The organism is Cohnella sp. GCM10027633, from assembly GCF_042675445.1.
GTDB lineage: Bacteria > Bacillota > Bacilli > Paenibacillales > Paenibacillaceae > Cohnella.
The window spans coordinates 20,212-42,477 of sequence record NZ_JBHTGV010000005.1 but is presented as its reverse complement, the minus strand read 5'-3'; the positions used below and the strand labels follow the sequence as shown (position 1 = coordinate 42,477).

The following is a 22,266-nucleotide window of genomic DNA, read 5'->3' as shown; positions in this document are numbered from 1 at the left end:
GTCGAATCTAAGCCGGTGTCCGAACGAAGGCATCATCGAACGCGACGCCCGCGGAGGTAGTCCGGAAGCCGATCTTTCCCGCCGTCAATTCCGATACCGGATTGGTCCATTGCACCTTCATTTCACCGTTCACGTAGCCTGCTATCGCGTTCCCTTGAACGGCGGCCGCGATCGTATACCATTGGTTCGCTTGAGCCGCGAACGGCGTATCGGATACGAGGGTCATGACGTTGTTGACGGACTTGTACAGCTCGAGCTTCTGGGCCGCCGCATTGATCCGGAACATATAGAAGTTAGCCGCGTCTTGTACCCGGAATAGAATGCCCGCGTTCGCATTGACGATCGGCATCTTCACTTTCGCTTCGGCCGTATAATTCGTCCAGGAGCTGCCCGCGGTAATAAGCCCGGTGGCCGAAGCCTGCTGGATTAAGGCGTTCGTTCCGTCAGCCGCTACGCTCCAAGTACCCGTTGCGGACGCCCATCCCGCCATGTTCCCGTCCTCGAAATCGTCGACGAACCGGTCGATCGCGGGAAGCGAATGCATCGGAGGCTCGGCCGCGAGGGCGTCGTCGAACCGGACGCCCGCGGAGGTCGTGCGGAATCCGATTCCCCCCGTCGTCAGCTCCGTGACGGGATTCGTCCATTCCGTCAACAATTGTCCGTCCGCGTAGCCGGATATCTTATTCCCCTGAACAACCGCCTTAAGAACATACGATTGCTCCTCCGCTGCGGCGAACGGCGTGCTCGCGACCGACGTCAGTTGCCCGTTCACGGACTTGTACAGCTCCAGCGTCTGATTGGATCCATTGATGCGATACATATAATAATTGTCGGCATTCCGTACCCGGAAGACGATGCCCGCGTTGGCGTTGGCGACGGGCAATCTCACGTTGGCTTGATACGCGTAATCCGTCCACGAGCTCCCGGCGTTGGCCGTAATCAGCGACGTAACCGTCTGGTTCCCGCTGGATAGCACGCGATTCGCGCCGACGGTCGGTACGTTCCAGCCGCCCGACGCGGAGGTCCATCCCGCCGTATCCCCGTCTTCGAAGCCGTCGGCGAACAACCGGTTGGAGTTGACGATGAGGACGCCGTTTACGTTATCGCCCACGCTCAATTTCAAGTCGCTCAAGCTCGTCGCGAGCTCGCCTTTCACGACGACGTCCGAGAACGTGACGCCGTTAACCGTCCCGCCGTTGGTCGCATTCCCTTTAATCCGGGACTGCTGGGAACCCTGCTCGCGAATATTGACGTTCTTCACGAGCACGTTGCCGACATTGCCTGAAGTACTCGTACTGACCCCAAGCCAATAATTCCCGAATTGATTGATGCCGACCCGTTCGATATCGATATTCTCGAACGTGACATTCCGAGCGTAGCCTTCCTCCGGAAGCGTGTTATAGAGGTAGCCGTGATCGATCAGCAATGCCCGGGCGCTCTGATAGATAGACGAATTGCGGACCGTCACCCCGATCTGCGCCTGGGCGACTCCCTGGCCGATCTTGAAGGCCGCGCATCTCGTCCACGCGAACGCGTCGTCGAACACCACGTTCTCCAGATGCTCGAGCGCTCCCGGCCACCCGCTGGACATCCCCGTCTGCAGCCAAGTTTTCGTGGAATAGGTGTCGTCGTCCGAGATGGCGATCGAATGCTTCACGAGCACGTTCTGGCTCTCGTTAATATCGATGACGTCGTTCTCGATCTTGTATAGGTCCTGGAAGCCCTTGAGGTTCTTGATGGTCACGTTGTCAGAGCGTACGACCATGAACGACCAGAACCCGGCATCGCGCAGAATCAATCCGTCGAACGCGAAGTTCGAGGTCTGGATCGGAACGAGCAGGTTGTTCAGCAATCCTTCGTCCTTGTTCGGGGCCGGCATCTTGCGCTCCCGCATCGCGATGCCCTTGCCGTCGATGGTTCCCCTCCCGCGCACGGTAATATTGCTGGATCCCGCGGTCGTACGGATGAAGTACGTGCCGTCCGCGTTGCGCGACGTTTTGCGGAAGTCGATCGCGTAGTCTTCGCCTTTGCCCGTACCGAGGATGACGGCTCCTCCGGCCACGTAGAAGGTGACGTTGCTCTTCAAGGTCAGGTTCCCGCTCTTGTATACCCCGGCCGGGACGAATACGACGCCTCCGCCCGCATTATGGGCTGCATGATGGCCTGCTGAATCGCGCCCGACGCCATCGTCGCCCCCGTGTTATCCGCGTTGAAAGGCGACTGCGTTACATTGTAGATCCCGGCGCCCGAGGAAGGAGGAATATTCGTCTCCAGCGGGTCCGCCGCGATGACGAGCTTCTTCGTCATGCCGTTGATCTCTACGATGACGTAAGTCGAGGTCGAGAGCGAGAACGTCAGTTTGTTGCCGCTAACCGTTCCCTCGATGTTCTTGGCCAAGGGGCTGATGGAATACGAAGTAATCGGCGCGTTGGCCGTCACTTCGATCGCGACCTTCCCGGCAAAAGAAAACTGCGCGTAATCGTAGTCGGGAAGATAGCTGACGACGGGAACCGCTTGGGTATCCGCCTTCAAGGAATACACGCCGGATGCGGTATAGATGGATGGCATCGGATACGTCTGAATCGTAGCGGGAGCGGCCTCGGCCACGCCGGCGGTATGGGGTAACATTCCCGTAATCAGCATGGCTAGCATGACCAATAGACCGACTGCTCTTCTTGTACTCTTCATTAACAATTCCTCCTCGGGATCGTTCGTATGCCCGCCTGTTCGCGGTTTCGTGTAAACGCTGTCATCATGCCGTAGACGAACAGCCTGTTTCCTGCCGATCAGCCTCCTCCGCTAACGCTTTGATACCGTCAGATTGGATTATAGTCCGTAATCGGCAAGGAGGGAGTGGGGTGAGCCTACTGTCCGAGGATACATTTTCACTGTAGACGAAGAGGCTGTCCCTACAGTCGCCGCATATGCATCCGATGCGATAAACCGAAAACCCCCGCCCGGCGCTTTGGCCGAACGAGGGCTTCCGATCCTATTATCGTTCCGTTACTTGCTTCAACATCCGCACCAATAAGGTCACCGCTTCCGCACGGGTCGCTGTACCGTTCGGAACGAACTTATTGTCGCCGCGGCCGCTCGCGAGGCCCAGCTTCCGAACCGCCTCGATTGCGCCTTTGGCCCAATCCGGGATGTCCTTATCGTCAGAGAAGCCGGTCTTCGCGCCTGCTTCGGCCGACAGCTTAAGCACTCTGGCGACCATCGCCGCCAACTCCGCGCGGGTAATCCGCGCGTCCGGCCGGAAGCTGCCGTCCGCGTACCCGCTCACGATGCCCGCTTCCGCCGCGCTGGCGATCGCTTGCTTCGCCCATCCGCCGATTCGGGCTTCGTCCGTGAACGCTGCCATCGAAGACGCTGCCTGCAACTTCAGCGCATTCGCCAACATGACCGTGAAATCGGCGCGGGTAATGTCGGCATTCGGTTGGAACGTTCCGTCCGGGTAGCCGCTGACAAGCCGCTTGGATGCCGCGTTCAAGATGTCGTTCATCGCCCAATGACCCGCGATATCGGTGAACGAAGGCGCCGGGGTATTCGGTTCGCCGCCCTCGTCCTTCTCGCCGACCGCCATGACCGCGAATTTGGTGAAGTGATCGACCTCCGTCGTGATCCGATCGCCGTTCACGACGCCGCCTATCTCGATCCATGCTTGGTTTACTTCGTCGTAATAGTAGATAGCGACCTTCTGATCGTCTCCGACAAGAGACGGATCGAACTTCATCGAGATGACGATCGGACGCTTGAAGTTGCCGGTCACGTTCTTCGTCAATTCGAAGACGTTGCTGACCAGCGTCTCTCTATCGAACGCGAGGTTAGCGATGTCGAGGAGCTTCACGATCTCGATGCGCAGCTCCTGCTCCGCCGCTCCCGCGCCTATCGCAAGGCTAACCTCGTTATCGAGGCTGACTTCGCCGGCTCTGCTGCTCGGGATGAGAATGCTGCCGTTCGTCGATGTAATGACGGAGGTATCGGTACCGCTGCCGTTGTTGCCGGAATTTCCGCCGCCGTCCGGATTTCCGGTCGTCGGGGCCCCCGGCGTCGCGATGGCCGCCGCGGAGAAGCCGCTGCCGCCGCCCGCATTGACCGCTTGTACCGCGAACGCGTAGGTCGTTCCGTTCGTCAACCCGTTCGCCGTATACGTGACGGTCGTGACGCCGGCTTGAACGAGCGCCCAGCTGCTCGGATCGACCGGTGCCGACGTTCCTTCATGCATGTATATGGAATAACTGTCCGCACCTGCTGCCGCGCTCCAAGCGAGCACGACTCTTCCGTCTCCTGCCGTGCCGGTTAAGCTTCCCGGCGCCGCCGGCGCCTGCGGCAGTTCCGCGGCAGGGGCAGCGATGGTCTCTCCTGAGAAGCCGCTATTGCCGCTTGCATTGATCGCTTTCACCGCGAACGCGTAGCTCGTTCCGTTCGTCAATCCGGTGACCGTATACGTATCCAGCACGACGCCGGATCGGACGAGCTCCCAGTCGCCCGGATCGGCCGGCGCTTCGGCGCCTTCGTACCGGTAGACGTCATAGCTTGCCGCTCCCGTCACGGCATTCCAATGCAACGCGACTCTGCCGTCCCCCGCAACGCTTGTCAAACCGGCTGGCGCCGATGGCGCCGGCGGCAATTCCGACGTCGGCGTTGCGATCGTCGCGTCGGAGAATCCGCTCTCGCCCCCCGCGTTCGCCGCCTTCACCGCGAATGCGTAGCTCGTTCCGTTCGTCAGATCGGTTACGTCGTACGTAGCGCCCGTGACGCTGGCTTGGACGATCGCCCAGTCGCCCGGATCGACGGGGGCCGCCGTTCCTTCATACTTGTACACGGAATAACTGACCGCTCCGTCCGACACGCTCCAATTCAGCGTAACCAAGGCGTCGCCCGCGACGCTGGTCAAGCTTGCCGGAGCTTGCGGCGCCGAAGGCAATCCGAGCGTCGGCGTAACGCTTATCGGAGCGGAAGGATCCGAATCGCCGATCGCGTTCGTCGCGACGACCGTGATGTCGTACGTCTCGCCGTTCGTTAAGCCGGCAATCGTTATCGGACTGACGTTCCCCTGTTCCGAAGAAACGGCCGTACCGTTCAGCCAAGCGGTAGCCGTATACCGCACGATATCGCTTCCGCCGTTACGGATCGGCGCGGCGAAGCTCACCTCGGCGGACCCGTCGCGACCGATGGCTTGTACGTCGACGGGAGCGTCCGGGAAGGTGACGAGAGGCGAATACACCTTGAATTCCCAGAGCGAGTAGCCGTATGAAGACCCTCTCTTCGTGCCGAACATCTGAACGTATCTCGCGTTGACCGGCGCGAAGGCGATTTTCTCGACGCCGCCGGCTCCGGTCGTCGTGCTGTAAACCGTCGTCCAGTTCGCCGCGTCGTCGGAAACCCGGATTTGATACTCCTTCCCGTACGCGCTTTCCCAGTGCAAATCGACCTTATCGATAGGCTTGCTATAGCCAAGATCGACGTAAATCCACTGCGAATCGGAATAGTTGGATCCCCAACGGGTATTCAATAGGCCGTCGACGGCGCTGCCGGCCGCCACGTCCGACGCTCTGGCCGAGCTTGCCGTTGCCGGCATGCCTTCCGCAAGGTTAGGCGGGAGCGATCCATACGCTTCGAATTCCCAGAGCGAGTAGCCGTATGTCGTCCCTCTCTTGATGCCGTACATCTGAACGTATCTGGCTTGCACGGGCTCGAAGGTGATCGTATCGGTCCCGCCCGCTCCGTTCGCGGTGCTGTAGACCGTATTCCAATTCGTCAAGTCGTCGGACACCCGAATCTCGAACTCTTTGCCGTACGATTCCCAACGCAGAACGACCTTCTGGATCATTTGGCTGGCGCCAAGATCCACGTAGGCCCACTGCGCATCGGAATAGTTGGATCCCCAACGGGTATTCGCGATGCCGTCGACGGCATTGCCCGCCGCCACGTCCGCGGCTCTGGACGAGCTTGCCACAATCGTCTTGCCTTCCGCAAGGTTAGGCGGCAACGCTTCGTACGCTTTGAATTCCGATAGCGAGTAGCCGTTCCCGGTACCCTGCTGAACGCCCTGCATCCGAACGTACCTGGCGCTGATCGAACGGAACGAGATCTCGTCGATCGCTCCGTCCCCCGTCGTCGTCGAGTAGACGTCCCTCCAGGTAACCGCATCGTTCGATACTTGAATTTTATAGCTTTTCCCGTACGCGTTCTCCCAACTCAGCCTCACTCTATCGATTACGTATTGATCTTGCAGATCGACGCTGATCCATTCATTGTCCGAATCGTTCGAACTCCAATACGAAGTTCTGTACATATCCGTAGCATGCGAGGAAGCATGTCCGTTTTTACTGGATGAAGCGGTTGCGCCTTTGTCGTAAGCGAGATCGAATCCTCTATCGTCGATGGAGGCGCCCTCGTTCATCGTTACGCTTCGGCCCGTGAACGTATCCTTGCCGAGCTTGTAGCTTGTCGTGGTCGTTACTCCGTTACGATCCAGCGTCACGTTCACGATCATTCCCGGCGTTTCGGGATTGGAGACCGAGATGCGCGCAGGCGTTACGGATTCGTCCACGATAACCATCGAGGGCTGATCTACTTTGACGGTCAAACCGTCTCTCACCGTCACCGTTCCGGCTTTATAGAACAGCATTTCGACAATATTCAGCGTATTGTGCCGGACTGCCTGGATCGACGGCGTATTCGACAGAATCGTGACCGGAATATTGCCCGCGTAGTCGCCCACCTCGGCCGAAGATTTGTTCGGCAATACGATGTACTGATAGGAAGCGTTCGTGGGCTTTACGCCATGATCGAGCCAGATGGAGAAGATCGATTCCGTGATCGGCTCCGTCGAGCTTCCCGTAACGACATCGCTCCAGCTTCCGGTCTTCGTCTCCCGATTGACTTGGAAGGTCGTCGCTGTCGGGAATACATAGCCGATGCTATCGTTATATGCCCAGCGTCCGGTCGTTTGCAACGGTCCGTCCGCGATCGGATTGCCGTCTACGAGCGCTTGTCCGACCGCCCGGCTCTGATTCAAGGTCGTGTGAACGGCAGCCGCGTTCGTCGAAGTAATTCCCGCGCCGAGCGCAACCATCTCGTCATCGAAGAAGAAGTAGCCCTTCTTCCCGCTGGTACTGAGTTTGTTGAAGTCGAACGCGGTCGCGCCATAGCGTTCGTTGGTCACGCCGCCTACGAACGTCTTGGGATTGTTGAAGTTCCCGTCTTTCGTGAGCACGTTCGGTGCCGTCGTGCCCGGAACATGGGCCCAGTTCATCAACGGGTAGATGGTTCTGTATTCGTCGCCGGTTCTCTGAATGGCGGTGGCCCCTTGGTTCGTCCAATACAACAGGTTATATCCGCCGGGATTGATCGTTCTCCACTCGCCGCCTTTGACCGTGCTCGATGCCATCTTGACCGTAATGCCATAGTCGTTGCGCATATGGGAGGAGACCAGCGTCTGCCATTGCGTCGTATTGTTGGCGATCTGTCCGTTGCTCGTGCTCGTGCCGACCTCGCGAATATTGTGGAGGAAGCTCGCGAACTCCGCGGCTCTCTCGGGGTTGGCCGTCAGCATCCACTGCAACGGATCTTCGTAGAAGGTCAAAGCCGAGCTTTCGTAACCCGGCCATTCGGGTCCGTTCATCCCCATGCCCAGATCGGCAACGTCGCCTCTCACGAGATACCTAGTGCCGTCCAACAAGTAGGACGATAGCGAATCGATCGCCGCCTTGCTATATGAGAATACGGTACCCGAGGTCACGTACGCCCAGAAGGACATATCCCTGGCGAAGCTTCTGCCGTAGCCCGTCGTATAGTTCGTCTTGCCGTGCATGAAGAACGACATGTCCGACTGGATTCCCGTCACGGTCGTCGTCACGTTCGACAGCACGTTGAACGCGTTCACGGCGCTGCGAACGATCCGGACATCTTCCAGCAAGAGTCCGCGGATCATATAATTCTGATTGTACCAGGACGAGTTGGCGCCATCGACCGTGTTCGGTTCGCGATCTAACGTGTCGATAATATTGGCGGCTTGCGTCTCGGTTAGATATCCTTCGCATAGAATCGCGATTTTCGCCAACCGGAGTTGTTTGCCGATTCCGGTCTCCCACCAGTTGGTAGAAGTCGGCAATGCCGTGAACCAATAGTCCAGCCCCTTCTGAATGCCCGCTAACAGGGCTTCGCTATGATAGGACGGACTACTCGGGTCCGCGAACGCCTGTGCCATCGCTTGCATTCGATCCAACGCGAGGTAGGGCGACCAAGCTCGCCCGTTGGCGCTGGAGGTCGTATTCGCGTAATCGACGTCCGCCCAGCTTCCGTCCGCGTTCTGAATGGATAAGTACGTTCCGGCTTGAGACTTGAAGGTCCATTCGACCCGGCCGTTCGTTCCGTCGTTGATAATATCTCTGGAAATGTAGAACGCGACCATTCGCTCTTTCATCGTTCGGATATCGGCAATCTCTTGAGCGGCGTTCGCCGACTCGGAAGTACTCGCCGATACGGGAGAATATAACATGATTGACGATAGCATTGCGCAGACAATAGCAAGACAGGCCCACCTCTGCATGAACCTTCTCATTGGAATGGTCATTCACATACGCTCCTTTGTTAACACGCGTATACAGTCGTTGACAGCGCTTTCCCATACAAGTATGGAAGAAGGCAGCTTGCGCTGCCTTCGACTCGTTAATCGAACGTACGATAGATCTCGTCCAAGGAGATGTCCGCCACGGCCATCACTTCGTCCGCAGCGCCGTAATACATGCGGACCGTCTTATCCATCAGGATGGCTCCGCACGAGAACACGACCTTGCCGAAAAATCCGTTCACCTCGTAATCGGCCTCCGGTTCCAACACGGGAACGCGGGATCTCGCAAGCACCTTGGCGGGATTCTCCAAGTCTAGCAGCGCGGCGCCCATGCAATAGCGATGATTGCCGTCCGCACCGTGGTACAGCACGAGCCAACCGCGATCGGTTCGAATCGGAACCGCGCCTCCGCCCATGCGCGCCGAATCCCAGCCTTGCTCGCTCAGCCCCATCAGGAAGCGATGATTGCCCCAATGATCGAGATCGGGCGATTCGGCGATCCACATCTCGGGAGAGCCGAACGCCTTCGGCACCGGTCGGTGCAGGGCGTAATATTTGCCGTTGATGGTCTCCGGGAAGAGCATGACATCCTTATTCTCGGGAGCCAGCATAATCCCGCGCCGCTTGAACGTCCGAAAGTCCCGGGTCTCCGCCAAGCCGACGCCGACGCCGTGCAAGGACGCAGCGCTGTACGTGACGTAATAGACGTCCCCGATCTGCGTCACGCGCGGATCTTCGATTCCCCAAGCCTCCAGCGCGTGCTCCGGAAACAAAGCCGGCCGCGGCTCGATGTCGAAATGAACGCCGTCCTTGCTTCGCGCCACGCGCAGATGGGATAAGGAGGTGAGCTTGATCGTGCTTCCGTTCCGCGCGATGAAGCGCGAATCGGAGTAATCGTATCTTGGATCGGTCGCGTCGTAGCGCTCTACGATGACGGCGGAATTCGTTTCGTCCAGCACGGGGACGAGCACTTCGTCCTCGCGGTCCGATACCGGAGCCTCCGCGACGCGCAGCAACAGGATCGTTTCTTCCCCCGCTTGCGCGACGCCCGCGTTGAACGCCCCGAGCACCCGGAAGTCGGGACGGGAAGGCGTAACGTCTTCGGCCTGTATAATCGGATTTTGCGTATAGCGTTTTACGTTCATGTGCAATCCCTCTTTCAGCGTGGAAGCGCCGTTACTTACCGGACGAAACGGCGTTGATTTGCGCTTGAATTTCGTCGATCACTTTTTGTCCGCCGAGGCTCGCCATTTTGTCGTCCATCATCGCTTTGCCTTTATCCGCGGACAGTACGCCCTGGTTCAGCGGCAGGAAGACCGAATCGTGAAGCGGCGTAATCTTGGCATACTCCGTCTTCACCTTCTCGGCGTCGAAGTTGAAGCCCGCCGTCGGACTAAGCGTGAAGTTCGCCGGGTCGGTCGAGAAGTCGAACCACTTCTTGTCGTCCGGCGTCATCGTGTCCGGCGTGCGGTTCAACGTCGGCCGCCAGGTCAGCACGTAGCCCGGGAACGAATAGGCGGACAGCACCTTATAGCTCGTATCGCCGACCGGCTCCCAGTCCTTCCCTTGAACGCCGTATTCCATCAAGTCATGGTTCTCCTTAATGGACAACCAGTTGGCCACGTCCATGACCAACTCGGGATTGTTGGACGAGGTAGGGATGCTTAGGAAATTCCATTGCTGGAACGCGGTGTACGGCTTGGCCTTATCGCCGTTCGGCACGAACACTTCAAGCTTGTCGCTGCCGTCCTTCAGCATTTCCGAATATTTCAGCCCTTCCACGCCGTCGGCCGCATAATAAGTAGCCGCGTATTTGCCTTGCTTGAACAGCGTTTCCGCATTTTGTTCCTGCGCGATATTTTTCGACAGGATGCCGTCCTTATAGTATCTAGTGACGCGTTCGTACGCATCGGCAATCGTCGGGCTTGCCCATTGGCCGACGACTTTCTTGTCCTTGGTCGAATAGGCGAACATGTTGACGCCGATCTCGAGCACTTCGTCGAGCGCTTGATTCGCGGATTCGCTCAGAATGAACGGAAGCTTATCGGCTTTGATGCCGTTAATGACGAACGGCTTGATATCCTGCTCGTTCTCCTTGACCGCATACAGGAACTTCTCCAAGTCGTCGAGCGTCTTCAGCTCGGGAAGTCCGTATTTCACGCGCAAATCTTTGCGAATCAGCACGCCGTACAGCTGACCTTGGGTCGTACCGAGAGGTATGCCCATGATTTTGCCGTCGAACTTGTTATATTCCCACATCTCGGCGGGGATGGACGCCTTGAGCTCCGGACGTTCGGCTACCATAGCATCCAATTCCGTCAAGGAATTACTGGCGATCATCTGATTCATGGACAGCCACGGAGCATCCAGATACATATCGAAGTCTTCCCCGGCGGACATCTTCACGGATATCGCGTTCCCGTAGTCGGTCCAAGGCAAGAAGTTGATATTCAAAGCCGCCCCGACGTTGTCCGCCTTTAACTTGTCGTTGACGGCCTGCAGCACGTCGTCGAAGCCCGCGGGCTTGTCTCCCGGAAAATAAGCTTTCAGCGTCACCGTTTCCTTCGGACCGGCCGCGGCGCTTTCCGTATTCGCCGGAGAGTTCCCCTCCTTGCCGCCGTTGTCCGTATTGTTGCCGCAGCCCGCCAACATCAGCGACGAAGCCAATACCGCCGTCGTCGTTACGCCAAACGCTTTTCTGAATTTCATTCTGTTACCCTCCCATGTCTATTGAAGAAATCTATGATTAACCGGGCTAATCCGGTTAATGCCGGACATCGACGCTTACCCTTTGACGGCGCCTACCGTCAGACCTTTGACGAAATACTTCTGAAGCATCGGATACAGCAACGCGATCGGACCGATCGTCAGCACGGTCGTCGCCATCCGCACGCCGTAGGTCGGCGGCGTCACGGAGATAGCTACCCCGGAGGGAATGAGATTCTTGGCGGCTTCCATATTGGATACCATCCGGCGCAGAATCAACTGCAGCGGGAACAGCTTCTCGTTGTCCACGAACATCAGTCCCATGAACCAGTCATTCCAATAGTTCAGCGCATAGAACAGACCGACGGAAGCCAGAATCGGCTTCGAGATGGGGATCATGATCTGGAAGAAAATCCTCATCTCGTTCGCTCCGTCTATTCTTGCGGCTTCTTCCAATTCCTCGGGAATCGTTCGGAAGAAGCTGACGAGCAGGAAGACGAGGAACGGCTGGCAGAGCAGGGTTAACACGAGCACCCAGATGGAATTCTGCAACTGCAGCCACTGGCTGACCACGATATAGAAAGGAATGATGCCCCCGGAGAAAAGCATCGGCAAGTAGCAAAAAATCAGAAAGGGCGTTCTCACGACATTCCGTTTGTTAGCCAGCGAGTAGCCGAGCATCGCGGAAATGCACAACGCGCTTAATGCCCCTACGACGGTAATAAAAATCGTGACCGTATAACCGCTCCACAACACGTCCGATCGCAATACCGCCCGATAAGCGTCCAGCGATAATTGTTGCGGAAATAAAGTATAGCCGTGCGCGATCAGTTCGCCCTCGTCCGTAAAGGAGCCGACGATCATCAGCAGGAAAGGAAACAGACAAAATAAGGTGAACGACATAATAAACGCATAGGCAAATGCCGTGAAAGTTCGATCCGCGGCGCTCTGTTTCTGTCTCATCGTTATTCTCCTAGAATAAAGCGGATTCTTTAGACACCCTCCGGGTTACCCAGTTGGCGGTAATGACGAAGATCAGACCCATAACCGACTGGAACAGGCCGACCGCCGAAGACATCCCGAAGTCGTGCAGCTGTCTCATGGAACGGAATACGAAGGTGTCGATGACGTCGGTAGTCGGATACAGCAAGGAATTGTCCCCGATGATGGCATAGATCATGGCGAAGTCCCCGTTGAAGATTTTGCCTACCGCCAGCAGCGTCATGATCATAATGGTAGGAACGAGCAACGGAAGCGTAATTCGCAGCATGATCTGCAGCTTGGATGCCCCGTCGATTCGCGCGGCTTCGTACATTTCCTCCGATATGCTCGTAATCGCGGCCAGAAAAATAATCGAAAGATAACCGGCTCCCTGCCACACGCGGATAACCGTCAAAATGTAAGGCCACAGCTTCGACTCGAACATCCAGTTCACCGGTTCCAAGCCGATATTTTGCAGCCAGTTGTTGATCATCGGGTCTTCCCCGCCGAATAACGATTGGACGATCATGCCGACCACGATCCAGGACATGAAATAAGGAAGAAAGATGAGTGATTGCGAAATTCGCTTGAAATACTTATTGCGAATTTCATTGAACGCCAGCGCGATTATAATCGCGGTCGCCGTGGTGAACGCAATGAACAGCACGTTCAACGACAGCGTGTTTCGCAGAATGACCCAGAAGTCGTCCGAAGTGAAGAAATAATCGAAGTTTCGAAAGCCGACCCAATCGCTGCCCGTAATTCCTTTGGCATAGTTATAGTCTTTGAAGGCGATCATGATCCCGTATATGGGAAAATAACTGAACACGAGGAAGAACAGCAGCCCCGGAACGGCCATCGCGTAGAGAAAAGGATTCCGAACGATATGCTTCAGCTTGGACGTTTTACTTGGTTGAACTTGATAGTGCATCGCTTTGTTTCCCTCCTTTCTTCGAGACCGACAATCGCATCGGCGTACCGTTGTATAACGCTACTCTAGCCAACCCTAACCGCCGCGACAATTCCGACAAGCTCCGATTATTCCTGCAAGCGCCGATTTACGGACTTCCCAAAAACAACACTCTATCGAAAATAAACGATTCGGCAGACGAAAATGCTCCTTATGCTATAATGAACCCACCAATTTGAACGCGGCAGCTATTATCGGGGGTTCTTGAACAATGAAATTCAGACTTCCACTTCTCGCTTCGCTGAAGCGGCATCCCACCTATATGAAGATTATTTTCTACTTCGTCGGCGCCAACGTTCTCGTTCTGGCGATTTCTTTCGCGCTGCTCTACTGGCAATCTTCCAGAACGCTGTTGAAAGAGATCGGAGATCATTCCGAATCCTTGCTGGTGAACGGCGCCGGGAACACGGCTCGACTGATGGAATGGGCTCTGGACTTCAGCTTCTCCTCCAGCAATAACAGTACGCTCAAAGTGTACGCCCTTTCGGATCAATACAGCGATTTTGAAACCTTCGAGGTATGGAGCCGGCTAACGGACATCAAGAACGCCAATCCGTCTATCGATTCGGTTTACCTCATCAACGATTACACGAATACGGTCGTCGATTCCAGGCTTGGATTGAACGATGCGGAAACCTTCTACGATCAGGACATCCTCGAGCGTTTGCGTGATCCAGTTACGGCGGACCGCAGCGTTCTCATTCCGAGAACCCTGTCGCTTCCTCTTACCGGCAATCGTCCCAAAGACGTCATTACCATCGTGAGATTTTACGAAAAAGGCAGCTCGATCTCCGCATTCGTTCTGAACGTAGATACTCATAGTCTCATGACCCTGCTTCGGAACAATTCGAAGTACGCCGACAGGTCGATTACGGTTCTGAACGATCGGGACGAGACGGTATTCAGCAGTACGCCCATGAATCGGGAACGAATCGCGGAGCTTAGAAACCAGGGGAGTCAGGGGACAAGCGGATGGGAGCTCTTCCAGCCTCGCGATCAGGGAGAGCAGCTCATGGTTTACGCGGACTCTTCCATTAAAGGAATTCAGGATTGGACCTTCATCGAGACGATACCGAAGTCCGTTATATTAGGGAAAATCACCGTTCTTCGCAATACGAGCCTAATCTTGTTCTTCGTCCTGTTCGTCGCGTCCCTAACCGTTATCGTTCTGATTTCCAAACGGGTTTACTCGCCGATTCAAGAACTGATCAGCAGGGTAATGCGACAGCATCAAGCCGAGAAGTCCGGCCCCGCCTTTAGCGCGAACGAGCTTGACTATTTATCCAACGTGTTCACGGCCCAACGCAATCAGATTCATGAACTGACCGAGCAACGCCGGCATAATAAAGCATGGGGCAGAGAGAGGTTTTTGCGGGATTTTCTGGGGGAGACCTACTATTCGGCAGCGGAAATCGAAGCCCAGTTCCTGGAGTGGGAAATCGCTCTGCCGCAAGATCAGCTGTCCGTGGCCATCTTCCGGATCGACCGATTCCCGGAATTCTCGGACACCTACTCCGAGAAGGATCGGCGACTGCTCCGATATGCCATGTCCAACATTATTCAAGAATCGCTGCAATCGTCCAAGCACAAGCTGCTGACGGTGGATATGGGAGACGATCACGTGGCGGTCGTCTTATCCGCCCCGTTGTCCGAGGAATTCGCGAGGAAATTGCAAGTATCCCAACAGTTAATCGAGCAGTACTTGTCGGTCGGAACGACCGTCGCTTGGGGCCGGACGCTTCCCGCCTTAACCGACATGCACGAGATCTATATGGAGACGTATGAACTGACGCAGGAACGGTTCCGATTCGGGCATAGGGCGCTCGTCGTTAGGGCGTGGCTGCCCGACGCTCCCGGAGAGCTGTATCATCTGCCCGTGGACAAAGAGCGGCAGATCGCCCAGGCCCTTCCCAAGGGGAATGCCGCTACGGTTCTGGAAGTCATACGCTCTTCCGTGGACAAGCTGCGGGCCATTCCCTATTTCGAATGTAAAATGTCGTTGATTACCTTGTTCATGGACATACGCAGGCTCATGCAGGAGTACTCCGTTCAGCCGCTTCCCAGCTCGTGGGGGCTGACTTCCATCGAGAAGCAGATCACACAGCAGGAGACGATGGATAACGTCGTTCCTTGGATAGAAGCATTGGTGACCAAGACGCTCGACGATATCGCGGCCGCCCGCAGCCTGTCCAAGAACGCGGCCCTGATCGAACAAGCGGACCGGTTCATCGACGAACAATTAACCGATCCGAACTTGTCCGCGACCATGCTGGCCGATCATTTGGGATTGTCCGTAAATTATTTCCGCAGCTTGTATAAGGCGGAAACCAACCAGTCCGTCACGGACAAGATATCGGAGAAGCGCCTGGATTGCATTTGCCGGGAATTGCTCGCCTCCGATTCGCCGATCGAGCCTATCGTCCAGCACTTCGGATTTACGTCTCTTAATACGTTCTATACCATCTTCAAAAAAGCGTACGGCATGACGCCTGCCCAATACCGGAGGACGCATCGCAACGGCGATTCCTTGGATCGGGTATCCCACCAAGATTGAACGACTTCTTGGAAGCAAAAGAACCGCGGCGCCGAGGCTCGCGGTTCTTATTAATAAGCGGATAAAGTTACTTCTTGAACAAAGCCGCCGCGTCCTCCAGCAAGCCGTCCGCCGACAAGATCGTATACGACCACCACTTGTCGTACGGCACCTCGTACACGCGGTTATTCTTGACGGCCTTGAGGGTCTTCCAGACGCCGGACTGCTGCATGGCCTTGAAATTCTCGACCGATCCCGCTTCGACGTCGGACACCATGACGATCAACCGGTCCGCGTCGTATTCCGGAAGCGCCTCGAGCGACAGCTTGTCCGTGAACACGAGCTCGCCCTTGTTGTCGTCGATCAGCTTCTGGATCGCGGGATGCGGCTTCAAGCCAAGCAGGCTGTACAGTACGTGGCCGACGTTGCGGTTGCCGACGACTTGGAACGAATCCTTGGAGATCCAGAGGATCGACACCGTCTCGTCCGCTCCGACGAGCCCCGAAGCCTCTTGCTTCGCCTTCTCCGCCCGCGCCTTGTGCTCCTCGATCCACTTCTTCGCCTCGTCCGGCTTGCCGACGATGTCGCCGATCTGATTCAGCTGGTCGTAGATATCCTGCCCGGCCCATTGGAACGTCGCCGTTGGCGCGACCTTCGCCAGGTTGCCGTACACTTCCGCGTCGATGTAATCCGAAGCGAGGATCAGATCCGGCTTCAGCGCCAGAATCGCCTCGTAATCCGGCGGATAGTCGCCTACGACGTTGATCTTAGGCTCATGGCTGCTGAGGTAGTAATCCGGCTCCACCTCGTACTTCGGCGCCCCGGCCGGCTCGATGCCGAGCGTGATGAGCGCCGACGCCGCCCCGATCGCATAGATGCGCTTCGGCTCCGTCGGGATGTCGCGCGTTCCGAATTGGTCCGTATACGACTTGACGCTCGCCGTCTCCGTTCCTTCGTCGTTATTGTTCGACGCGCTTCCGCATGCTCCCAGTATGACCGCGAAACAGACGAGCATGACGGCGGCGATCGATGGTTTCGAGCGATTCCACATGTGCGATTCTTCTCCCTTGCGACCTTGATCTTGGTCTAATTGATTATGATTACCATTCTCAATATAGCACCGGGAAAAAGACGCAACAATGACGCGATCGGCACCGTTGCCTGACCGTTTCGGAACTAGCCCCCCGCTCGCGCCGCTATCCGATCTGTACTGCTGCGGCGTCACCCCGAACAGCTTCTTGAAGATGCGGCTAAGCGCCCGAATATCGGAATAGGCGACGCTCTTGGCGATCTCGTGCAGCGGAAGGTCCGTAGCCGCGAGCAATTGTTTCGCCTTCTCCAGACGAATACGCGTCAGCACGCGGGCCGGACTCTCCTCCCGCTTCTGATGGAACAGCTTGTTCAGGTACCTCGGGCTGCAACTGACCGCGTGGGCGACGGAATCGACCGTAATCGGTTCGGCGTAATGATCGTTCATGAATTGAATCGCCTGATCGAACAAGCTCGGCCGCTGCGGAATGATCGGCTGGCGTTGCAGCTGCCAGTGCGCGTGGTAGACGAAGTGCTGGAACAGCGACTTGGCCTGCAGCCGGTTCAGCGCCGATGCCGCGCGCCAGGCGCGGTACATTCGCTCCGCCGTCTCGCGAAGCTCTCCCGGATAGAGCGGCGTCATCGCGAAGTGCCGTTGGGACGGATGATCGTTCGCCGTTCCCGAGGATGCCGAGGGAAGCTTGGCTTTATAGAGAATCAGGTAGAACTCCAGGGAATCTCCGGCCTCGATCGTCAACGACATGCCCTTGCCTCCGTGCAGCAAGAAGTCGCCGCCGATCCGGTGCCTATGCGCGTCCATGCCTACCGCTGCCGAACCTCTCGCGAAGTAGACGAAGGCGCTCGACGGCAACGTATAGGCGAACCGTTCCGACGGTTCATCCGGCCGGATCAGCCGTATATCGCGTATATCCAGATGGGCTTCGTACCAGAACTTCAAGTCGTCGTTCGTCGTCATGGGCGGTGCTCCTTAAGTGTGTCTTCTCCATTTTTCGACATTGGATTGACAATTCCTGTTGGAATAATCGACATCTTTCGCAACCATCTATTGACAGATTAAGTTTCCGCGCTTAATATAAGTTACTGATAATGATTATCATTATTAATAATAATAAGTTGGTGTGCAAGCTTGATCTCCAAGCGATTCGATCTTTCGTTGAAAATGCTCATCGTCTGCGGAGGCCTCGGGCTCCTCGTCTTCTTCTTCTTCCTGTCGATGACGGTCGGCGCCAAGGACATTACGAACCGGACGATATGGGACGCGATCCTCCATAACGGCCCGGACACCCTGCAGCATAAGATCGTCCGCGAGCTGCGGCTCTCTCGCACGGTCATGGCCGTCATCGCGGGCGCCAGCTTCGCGGTCGCCGGCGCGATGATGCAAGGCATGACGCGCAACGCGCTGGCCAGCCCGGATCTGATCGGCGTGAACGCCGGCGCGACCTTCGCTCTCGCGATCGTGCTGAGCTTCTTCCCGCTCATGCCGTTCAGAAGCGTCATCGTCTGCGCGATGATCGGGGCGGGATTAGGCGTAGCGCTCGTCTACGGCATCAGCGCGATCGTCCGGGGCGGCTTGACGCCGCTGCGGCTGGCGTTGGCCGGCGCGGCGGTCAGCGCCTTGCTGACCGCGCTTAGCCAAGGAATCGCGATCTACGCCAAGGTCGCCAAGGACATGGCGTTCTGGTCGGCCGGCGGCATCGCCAACGTGAAGTGGTTCCAGATCGACATGATGCTGCCGTTCGCCGTCGTCGGCATCGCCGCGGCGCTGCTGCTCGCGCCGGCGATCACCATCCTCAGCCTCGGGGAAGACGTGGCGACGGGGCTCGGCATGCGCAAGGGCTGGATCAAGCTCGCGGGCAACGTCGTCGTGCTGCTGCTGGCGGGCGCGTCCGTCGCGGTCGTCGGTCCGATCGGCTTCGTCGGCCTGGTCGTGCCGCACATTATGCGAGCCGTGCTCAGCGTCGACTATCGATGGATCATCCCGGCCTCGGCGATCTACGGCGCGCTGCTCACGCTCGCCGCGGACATCGTCGGGCGCGTCCTGAACCCGCCGAACGAGACACCGCTCGGCATCATCACCGCGATCATAGGCGTACCGTTCTTCGTGTACTTGTGCCGTTCCGGAAAGAGGGATCTGTCGTGACCGACGCTAAACTTCGCCGCTTCGCCCTCGTCAACGTCGCGGTCGCGGCGCTCATCGTGCTCGTCTTCCTGATCAGCCTCAACTCCGGCTTGATTCGGCTTTCCCCGAAGGACGTGTTCGCGACTCTCTTCGGACAGGGCACGGGGGAGCAGGAGCTTATCCTGTTCGACTTCCGCATGCCGCGCATCCTCATCGCCCTGCTCATCGGCATGGGACTGGCGGTATCCGGCGCGATCCTGCAAGGCATTACCCGCAACGATCTCGCCGATCCCGGCATTATGGGCATCAACGCGGGGGCCGGGTTGGCGGTGCTGCTGTTCTTCGCGTATTACCCGATCAACCAAGCGGCGCCCGCCTTGTTCGTGCCGATGATCGCCTTCGCGGGAGGATTCGCCGCCGCGCTGCTCATCTACGTGCTCTCGATCAAGAAGGGAGAGGGCATCTCCCCGATGCGGCTCATCCTGATGGGCATCGCCGTCGCCGCGGGCATAAGCGCGGCCACGTTCGCGATCTCGATCCGGCTCGACGCGTTCACTTTCAACTTCGTGAACGTCTGGCTGGCGGGCAGCATCTGGGCGACCGGCTACAAGCACGTCCTGGTGCTGCTGCCGTGGATCCTTATTCTCATTCCGCTGGCCATCTACCGCTCGCGTTCGCTGAACGTCATCAGCCTTCACGAGCACGTAGCCGTCGGACTCGGTTCGTCGGTATCCCGGCAGCGGTTCTTCTTCCTGGCCGTCGCGGTCGCGCTCGCCGCTTCCTCCGTCGCCATCGGCGGCACGATTGGCTTCGTCGGCTTGATCGCGCCGCACGTCGCCCGCAGGCTCGTCGGTCCGCAGCATCAATACTTGATCGTGACCTCGGCGTTCATCGGCGGCTTGCTGCTGCTATTGGCGGACACGATCGCCCGATACGGCATCGAGTCGACGGAGATTCCGACCGGCATCGTGGCCGCCGTTATCGGAGCGCCGTATTTCATCTACTTGTTAATGAAGAGAGTCTGACCCTCGGTTCCACGGGACGCCGGAGTCGTCCCTGCAGAATACAACACATTCAACGATTAAGAAGGGGAGTTACACGCACATGAACAAGAATTTAGCAGTCATCCTCGCGCTCGTATTGGTTATCGCCCTCACCGCCGCTTGCGGCAACAACGACAACGCTTCGGACAACGCCGGTGCATCATCGTCCGCGGCGCCGTCCAGCGCCGCGGCTTCGCCGAGCGCATCCGAGCCGGCTGAGCCGGCCGCCGCGACGACGCTCGAAGCCAAGCACAAGTACGGCGTTACGACGATTCCCGCCAACCCTCAGAACGCGTTCGTCACGCTACAGCGCTTCGCCGATCCGCTGCTCGCGCTCGGCATCAAGCCGGGCACGATCATCGCCCTCGGCAACGTCGATCACCTGAAGGACTATATCGACGGCGTGAACATCCTGAGCGATTTTCCGGCGAAGCCGGAGGCGGTACTCGCGGCGAAACCCGACTTCGTGCTGGGCGACCCATGGGTGGAACAGACGACGTACGACCAGCTCTCGAAGATCGCGCCGACGATCGTGCTCGGCGAGGGAGACAAGCCGATGACTTGGCGCGACGTGTTCCTCTATCTGGCGGAAACGTTCGGCAAGAAAGCCGAGTACGACGCGTTCATGGCGAAGTATAACGAGAAGGCGGCGGCGGCGAAGGAAGAGCTCGCGGCCAAGCTAAAGGACGAGACGGTCATGATTCTGCGGGTCGAGCAGAACCGCATCATGCTGTGGGGCAACGGCGACGGCTTCACCGAAGAAGTGCTGTACAAGGATCTCGGGCTTAAATCTCCGGCGAACCTGCCGCAATCTTGGACCGACATCTCGCTCGAAGCGTTGACGGATTACGACGCGGACCATATCTTCCTCGAAGTGCGTTCGACGGCGGAAGGCTCGAAGAAGTTCTTCGACGACCAGGTCGCGGGCAGCGCCGTATGGAAGAGCATGAAGGCGGTACAGAACAACCATGTGTACCCGATCGCGTCGGATCTATGGGTTGAGGGCAACGGGCCGATCGCCTACATGGCGGTCATCGACCAAGTCCGCGAATACCTGCTGGGTGGCGCGTAATGAGCGGGGACCTGGAGCTGTATGATCTGACGATCATCGGAGGCGGTCCCGCCGGACTGTATGCGGCGTTCTACGGCGGCATGCGGGACATGAAGACGAAGCTGATCGAGGCCAAGCTCGAGCTGGGCGGACGGCTGCTGACCTATCCCGAGAAGATGATCTGGGACGTCGGCGGCGTCACGCCGATCCGCTGCGAGCAGCTGATTCGACAGATGGTGGAGCAGGCCCTTACGTTCGAGCCGACCGTCGCGTTCGGCCAGCAGATCAAGGAGTTGGAGCGTCTCGACGACGGCACGATGATTCTGACCTCGGACACCGGGGAGCGCCACCATACGCGGACGGTACTGATCGCCGCCGGGTTCGGCGTCGCGAATCCGAACAAGCTCGAGCTCGAAGGCGCGGACCGTTACGAGGTATCGAACCTGTATTATACGGTAACCAGCCTCGAAGCTTTCCGGGGCAAGCACGTGCTCGTCTCCGGCGGCAGCGACGCCGCCGTCGATTGGGCGATGGAGCTGGAGCCGATCGCGGCTTCCGTGACGCTCGTTCACCGGCGCGACCGGATCGGCGGGCACGAGGTGAACGTCAAGTATCTGCTCGAGCAATCGTCGATCCGGGTCATGGCGCCTTACGTCATCGCCAAGCTGTACGGCAATGCCGCGGGTAACGCGATCGAATCGGTCTCGTTGGCCCCCGCGGACGAGAACGGCCGCCAGACCGGCGGCGAACAGGAGCGCATCGCGTTCGATGCCGTCATCATCAATCACGGCTACAAGGGCAACCTGGAGGACTTCAAGCGTTGGGGCGTCGAATTCGACGACTACCGCATCCGGGCGTTCGACAAGATGGCGACGAGCTTGCCCGGCGTCTTCGTCGCGGGCGATCCCGCGTCGTTCGCCAACAAGCTGAATCTGATCGCGGGCGCGATCTCAGACGCCGCAGTCGCGGTGAACGGGGCCAAGAAGTACTTGGAGCCGTCCGCGTTCGGCATGGCATACGTGTCATCCCATAATGGCATCTTCAACGAGCGGAACAAAGCTTTGCAGGCTAAGGAAGAACGAGCATAAATAAAGATACAGCCGGGGTCCTTTTGGGACTCCGGCTGTTGTGCGCCTACGCGCTATCTCCCGCCGGCCGCTCGAAACACTTTGATTCGATCGAATTATAAGATAAAATAAAGAAAGAGCAATGTTCGCGACAACTTATTATCGGAA

General features: G+C 57.7%; 13 protein-coding genes. 5 read left to right on the top strand and 8 right to left on the bottom strand.

Annotation, left to right across the window (positions count from 1 at the left end):
• Positions 1 to 7: 7 nt before the first annotated feature.
• The 7 genes from ACFQZG_RS13795 to ACFQZG_RS13765 all read right to left on the bottom strand — a co-directional run bounded on the left by ACFQZG_RS13795 (position 8) and on the right by ACFQZG_RS13765 (position 13,196).
• Complete coding sequence (locus ACFQZG_RS13795; protein WP_378153404.1) at positions 8 to 2,086, bottom strand: 3-keto-alpha-glucoside-1,2-lyase-like domain-containing protein; 2,079 nt, start codon at positions 2,084 to 2,086, stop codon at positions 8 to 10.
• 2 nt (positions 2,087 to 2,088) lie between these two features.
• A complete protein-coding gene (locus ACFQZG_RS13790) occupies positions 2,089 to 2,688 on the bottom strand; it encodes a hypothetical protein (protein WP_378153402.1) in 600 nt (199 codons plus the stop codon).
• A gap of 304 nt (positions 2,689 to 2,992) precedes the next feature.
• Entirely contained in the window at positions 2,993 to 8,431 is a 5,439-nt protein-coding gene (locus ACFQZG_RS13785) for a discoidin domain-containing protein (protein WP_378153400.1), read from the bottom strand.
• Positions 8,432 to 8,676: 245 nt separating this feature from the next.
• Positions 8,677 to 9,723 (bottom strand): glycoside hydrolase family 130 protein, encoded by a 1,047-nt coding sequence (locus ACFQZG_RS13780; RefSeq protein ID WP_378153398.1) that lies wholly within the window; start codon positions 9,721 to 9,723, stop codon positions 8,677 to 8,679.
• 31 nt (positions 9,724 to 9,754) lie between these two features.
• A complete protein-coding gene (locus ACFQZG_RS13775) occupies positions 9,755 to 11,287 on the bottom strand; it encodes a DUF3502 domain-containing protein (RefSeq protein WP_378153396.1) in 1,533 nt (510 codons plus the stop codon).
• A 75-nt stretch (positions 11,288 to 11,362) separates the two neighbouring features.
• Entirely contained in the window at positions 11,363 to 12,247 is an 885-nt protein-coding gene (locus tag ACFQZG_RS13770; protein ID WP_378153395.1) for a carbohydrate ABC transporter permease, read from the bottom strand.
• Between the two features lie 10 nt (positions 12,248 to 12,257).
• On the bottom strand, positions 12,258 to 13,196 hold the full coding sequence (locus tag ACFQZG_RS13765; protein ID WP_378153393.1) for an ABC transporter permease: 939 nt from the start codon (positions 13,194 to 13,196) through the stop codon (positions 12,258 to 12,260).
• Between the two features lie 250 nt (positions 13,197 to 13,446).
• Here ACFQZG_RS13765 and ACFQZG_RS13760 point away from each other — a divergent pair, with 250 nt between their 5' ends.
• Positions 13,447 to 15,789, top strand: coding sequence for a helix-turn-helix transcriptional regulator (locus ACFQZG_RS13760; protein WP_378153391.1), 2,343 nt, complete (start codon positions 13,447 to 13,449; stop codon positions 15,787 to 15,789).
• Between the two features lie 67 nt (positions 15,790 to 15,856).
• Here ACFQZG_RS13760 and ACFQZG_RS13755 read toward each other — a convergent pair whose 3' ends face one another.
• A complete protein-coding gene (locus tag ACFQZG_RS13755) occupies positions 15,857 to 17,773 on the bottom strand; it encodes an ABC transporter substrate-binding protein (protein WP_378153389.1) in 1,917 nt (638 codons plus the stop codon).
• A gap of 171 nt (positions 17,774 to 17,944) precedes the next feature.
• Between ACFQZG_RS13755 and ACFQZG_RS13750 the strand changes: the two genes are divergently transcribed.
• From ACFQZG_RS13750 to ACFQZG_RS13735, 4 genes are all read left to right on the top strand, one after another.
• Positions 17,945 to 18,958 carry a FecCD family ABC transporter permease gene (locus ACFQZG_RS13750; RefSeq protein ID WP_378153387.1) on the top strand — a complete coding sequence of 338 codons (1,014 nt, stop codon included), beginning with the start codon at positions 17,945 to 17,947 and terminating at the stop codon, positions 18,956 to 18,958.
• On the top strand, positions 18,955 to 19,962 hold the full coding sequence (locus ACFQZG_RS13745) for a FecCD family ABC transporter permease (RefSeq protein WP_378153386.1): 1,008 nt from the start codon (positions 18,955 to 18,957) through the stop codon (positions 19,960 to 19,962). Before ACFQZG_RS13750 ends, ACFQZG_RS13745 begins: the two co-directional genes overlap by 4 nt.
• 79 nt (positions 19,963 to 20,041) lie before the next feature.
• Complete coding sequence (locus tag ACFQZG_RS13740) at positions 20,042 to 21,052, top strand: ABC transporter substrate-binding protein (RefSeq protein ID WP_378153384.1); 1,011 nt, start codon at positions 20,042 to 20,044, stop codon at positions 21,050 to 21,052.
• Positions 21,052 to 22,119, top strand: coding sequence for an NAD(P)/FAD-dependent oxidoreductase (locus ACFQZG_RS13735; protein WP_378153383.1), 1,068 nt, complete (start codon positions 21,052 to 21,054; stop codon positions 22,117 to 22,119). Before ACFQZG_RS13740 ends, ACFQZG_RS13735 begins: the two co-directional genes overlap by 1 nt.
• Positions 22,120 to 22,266: the final 147 nt, after the last annotated feature.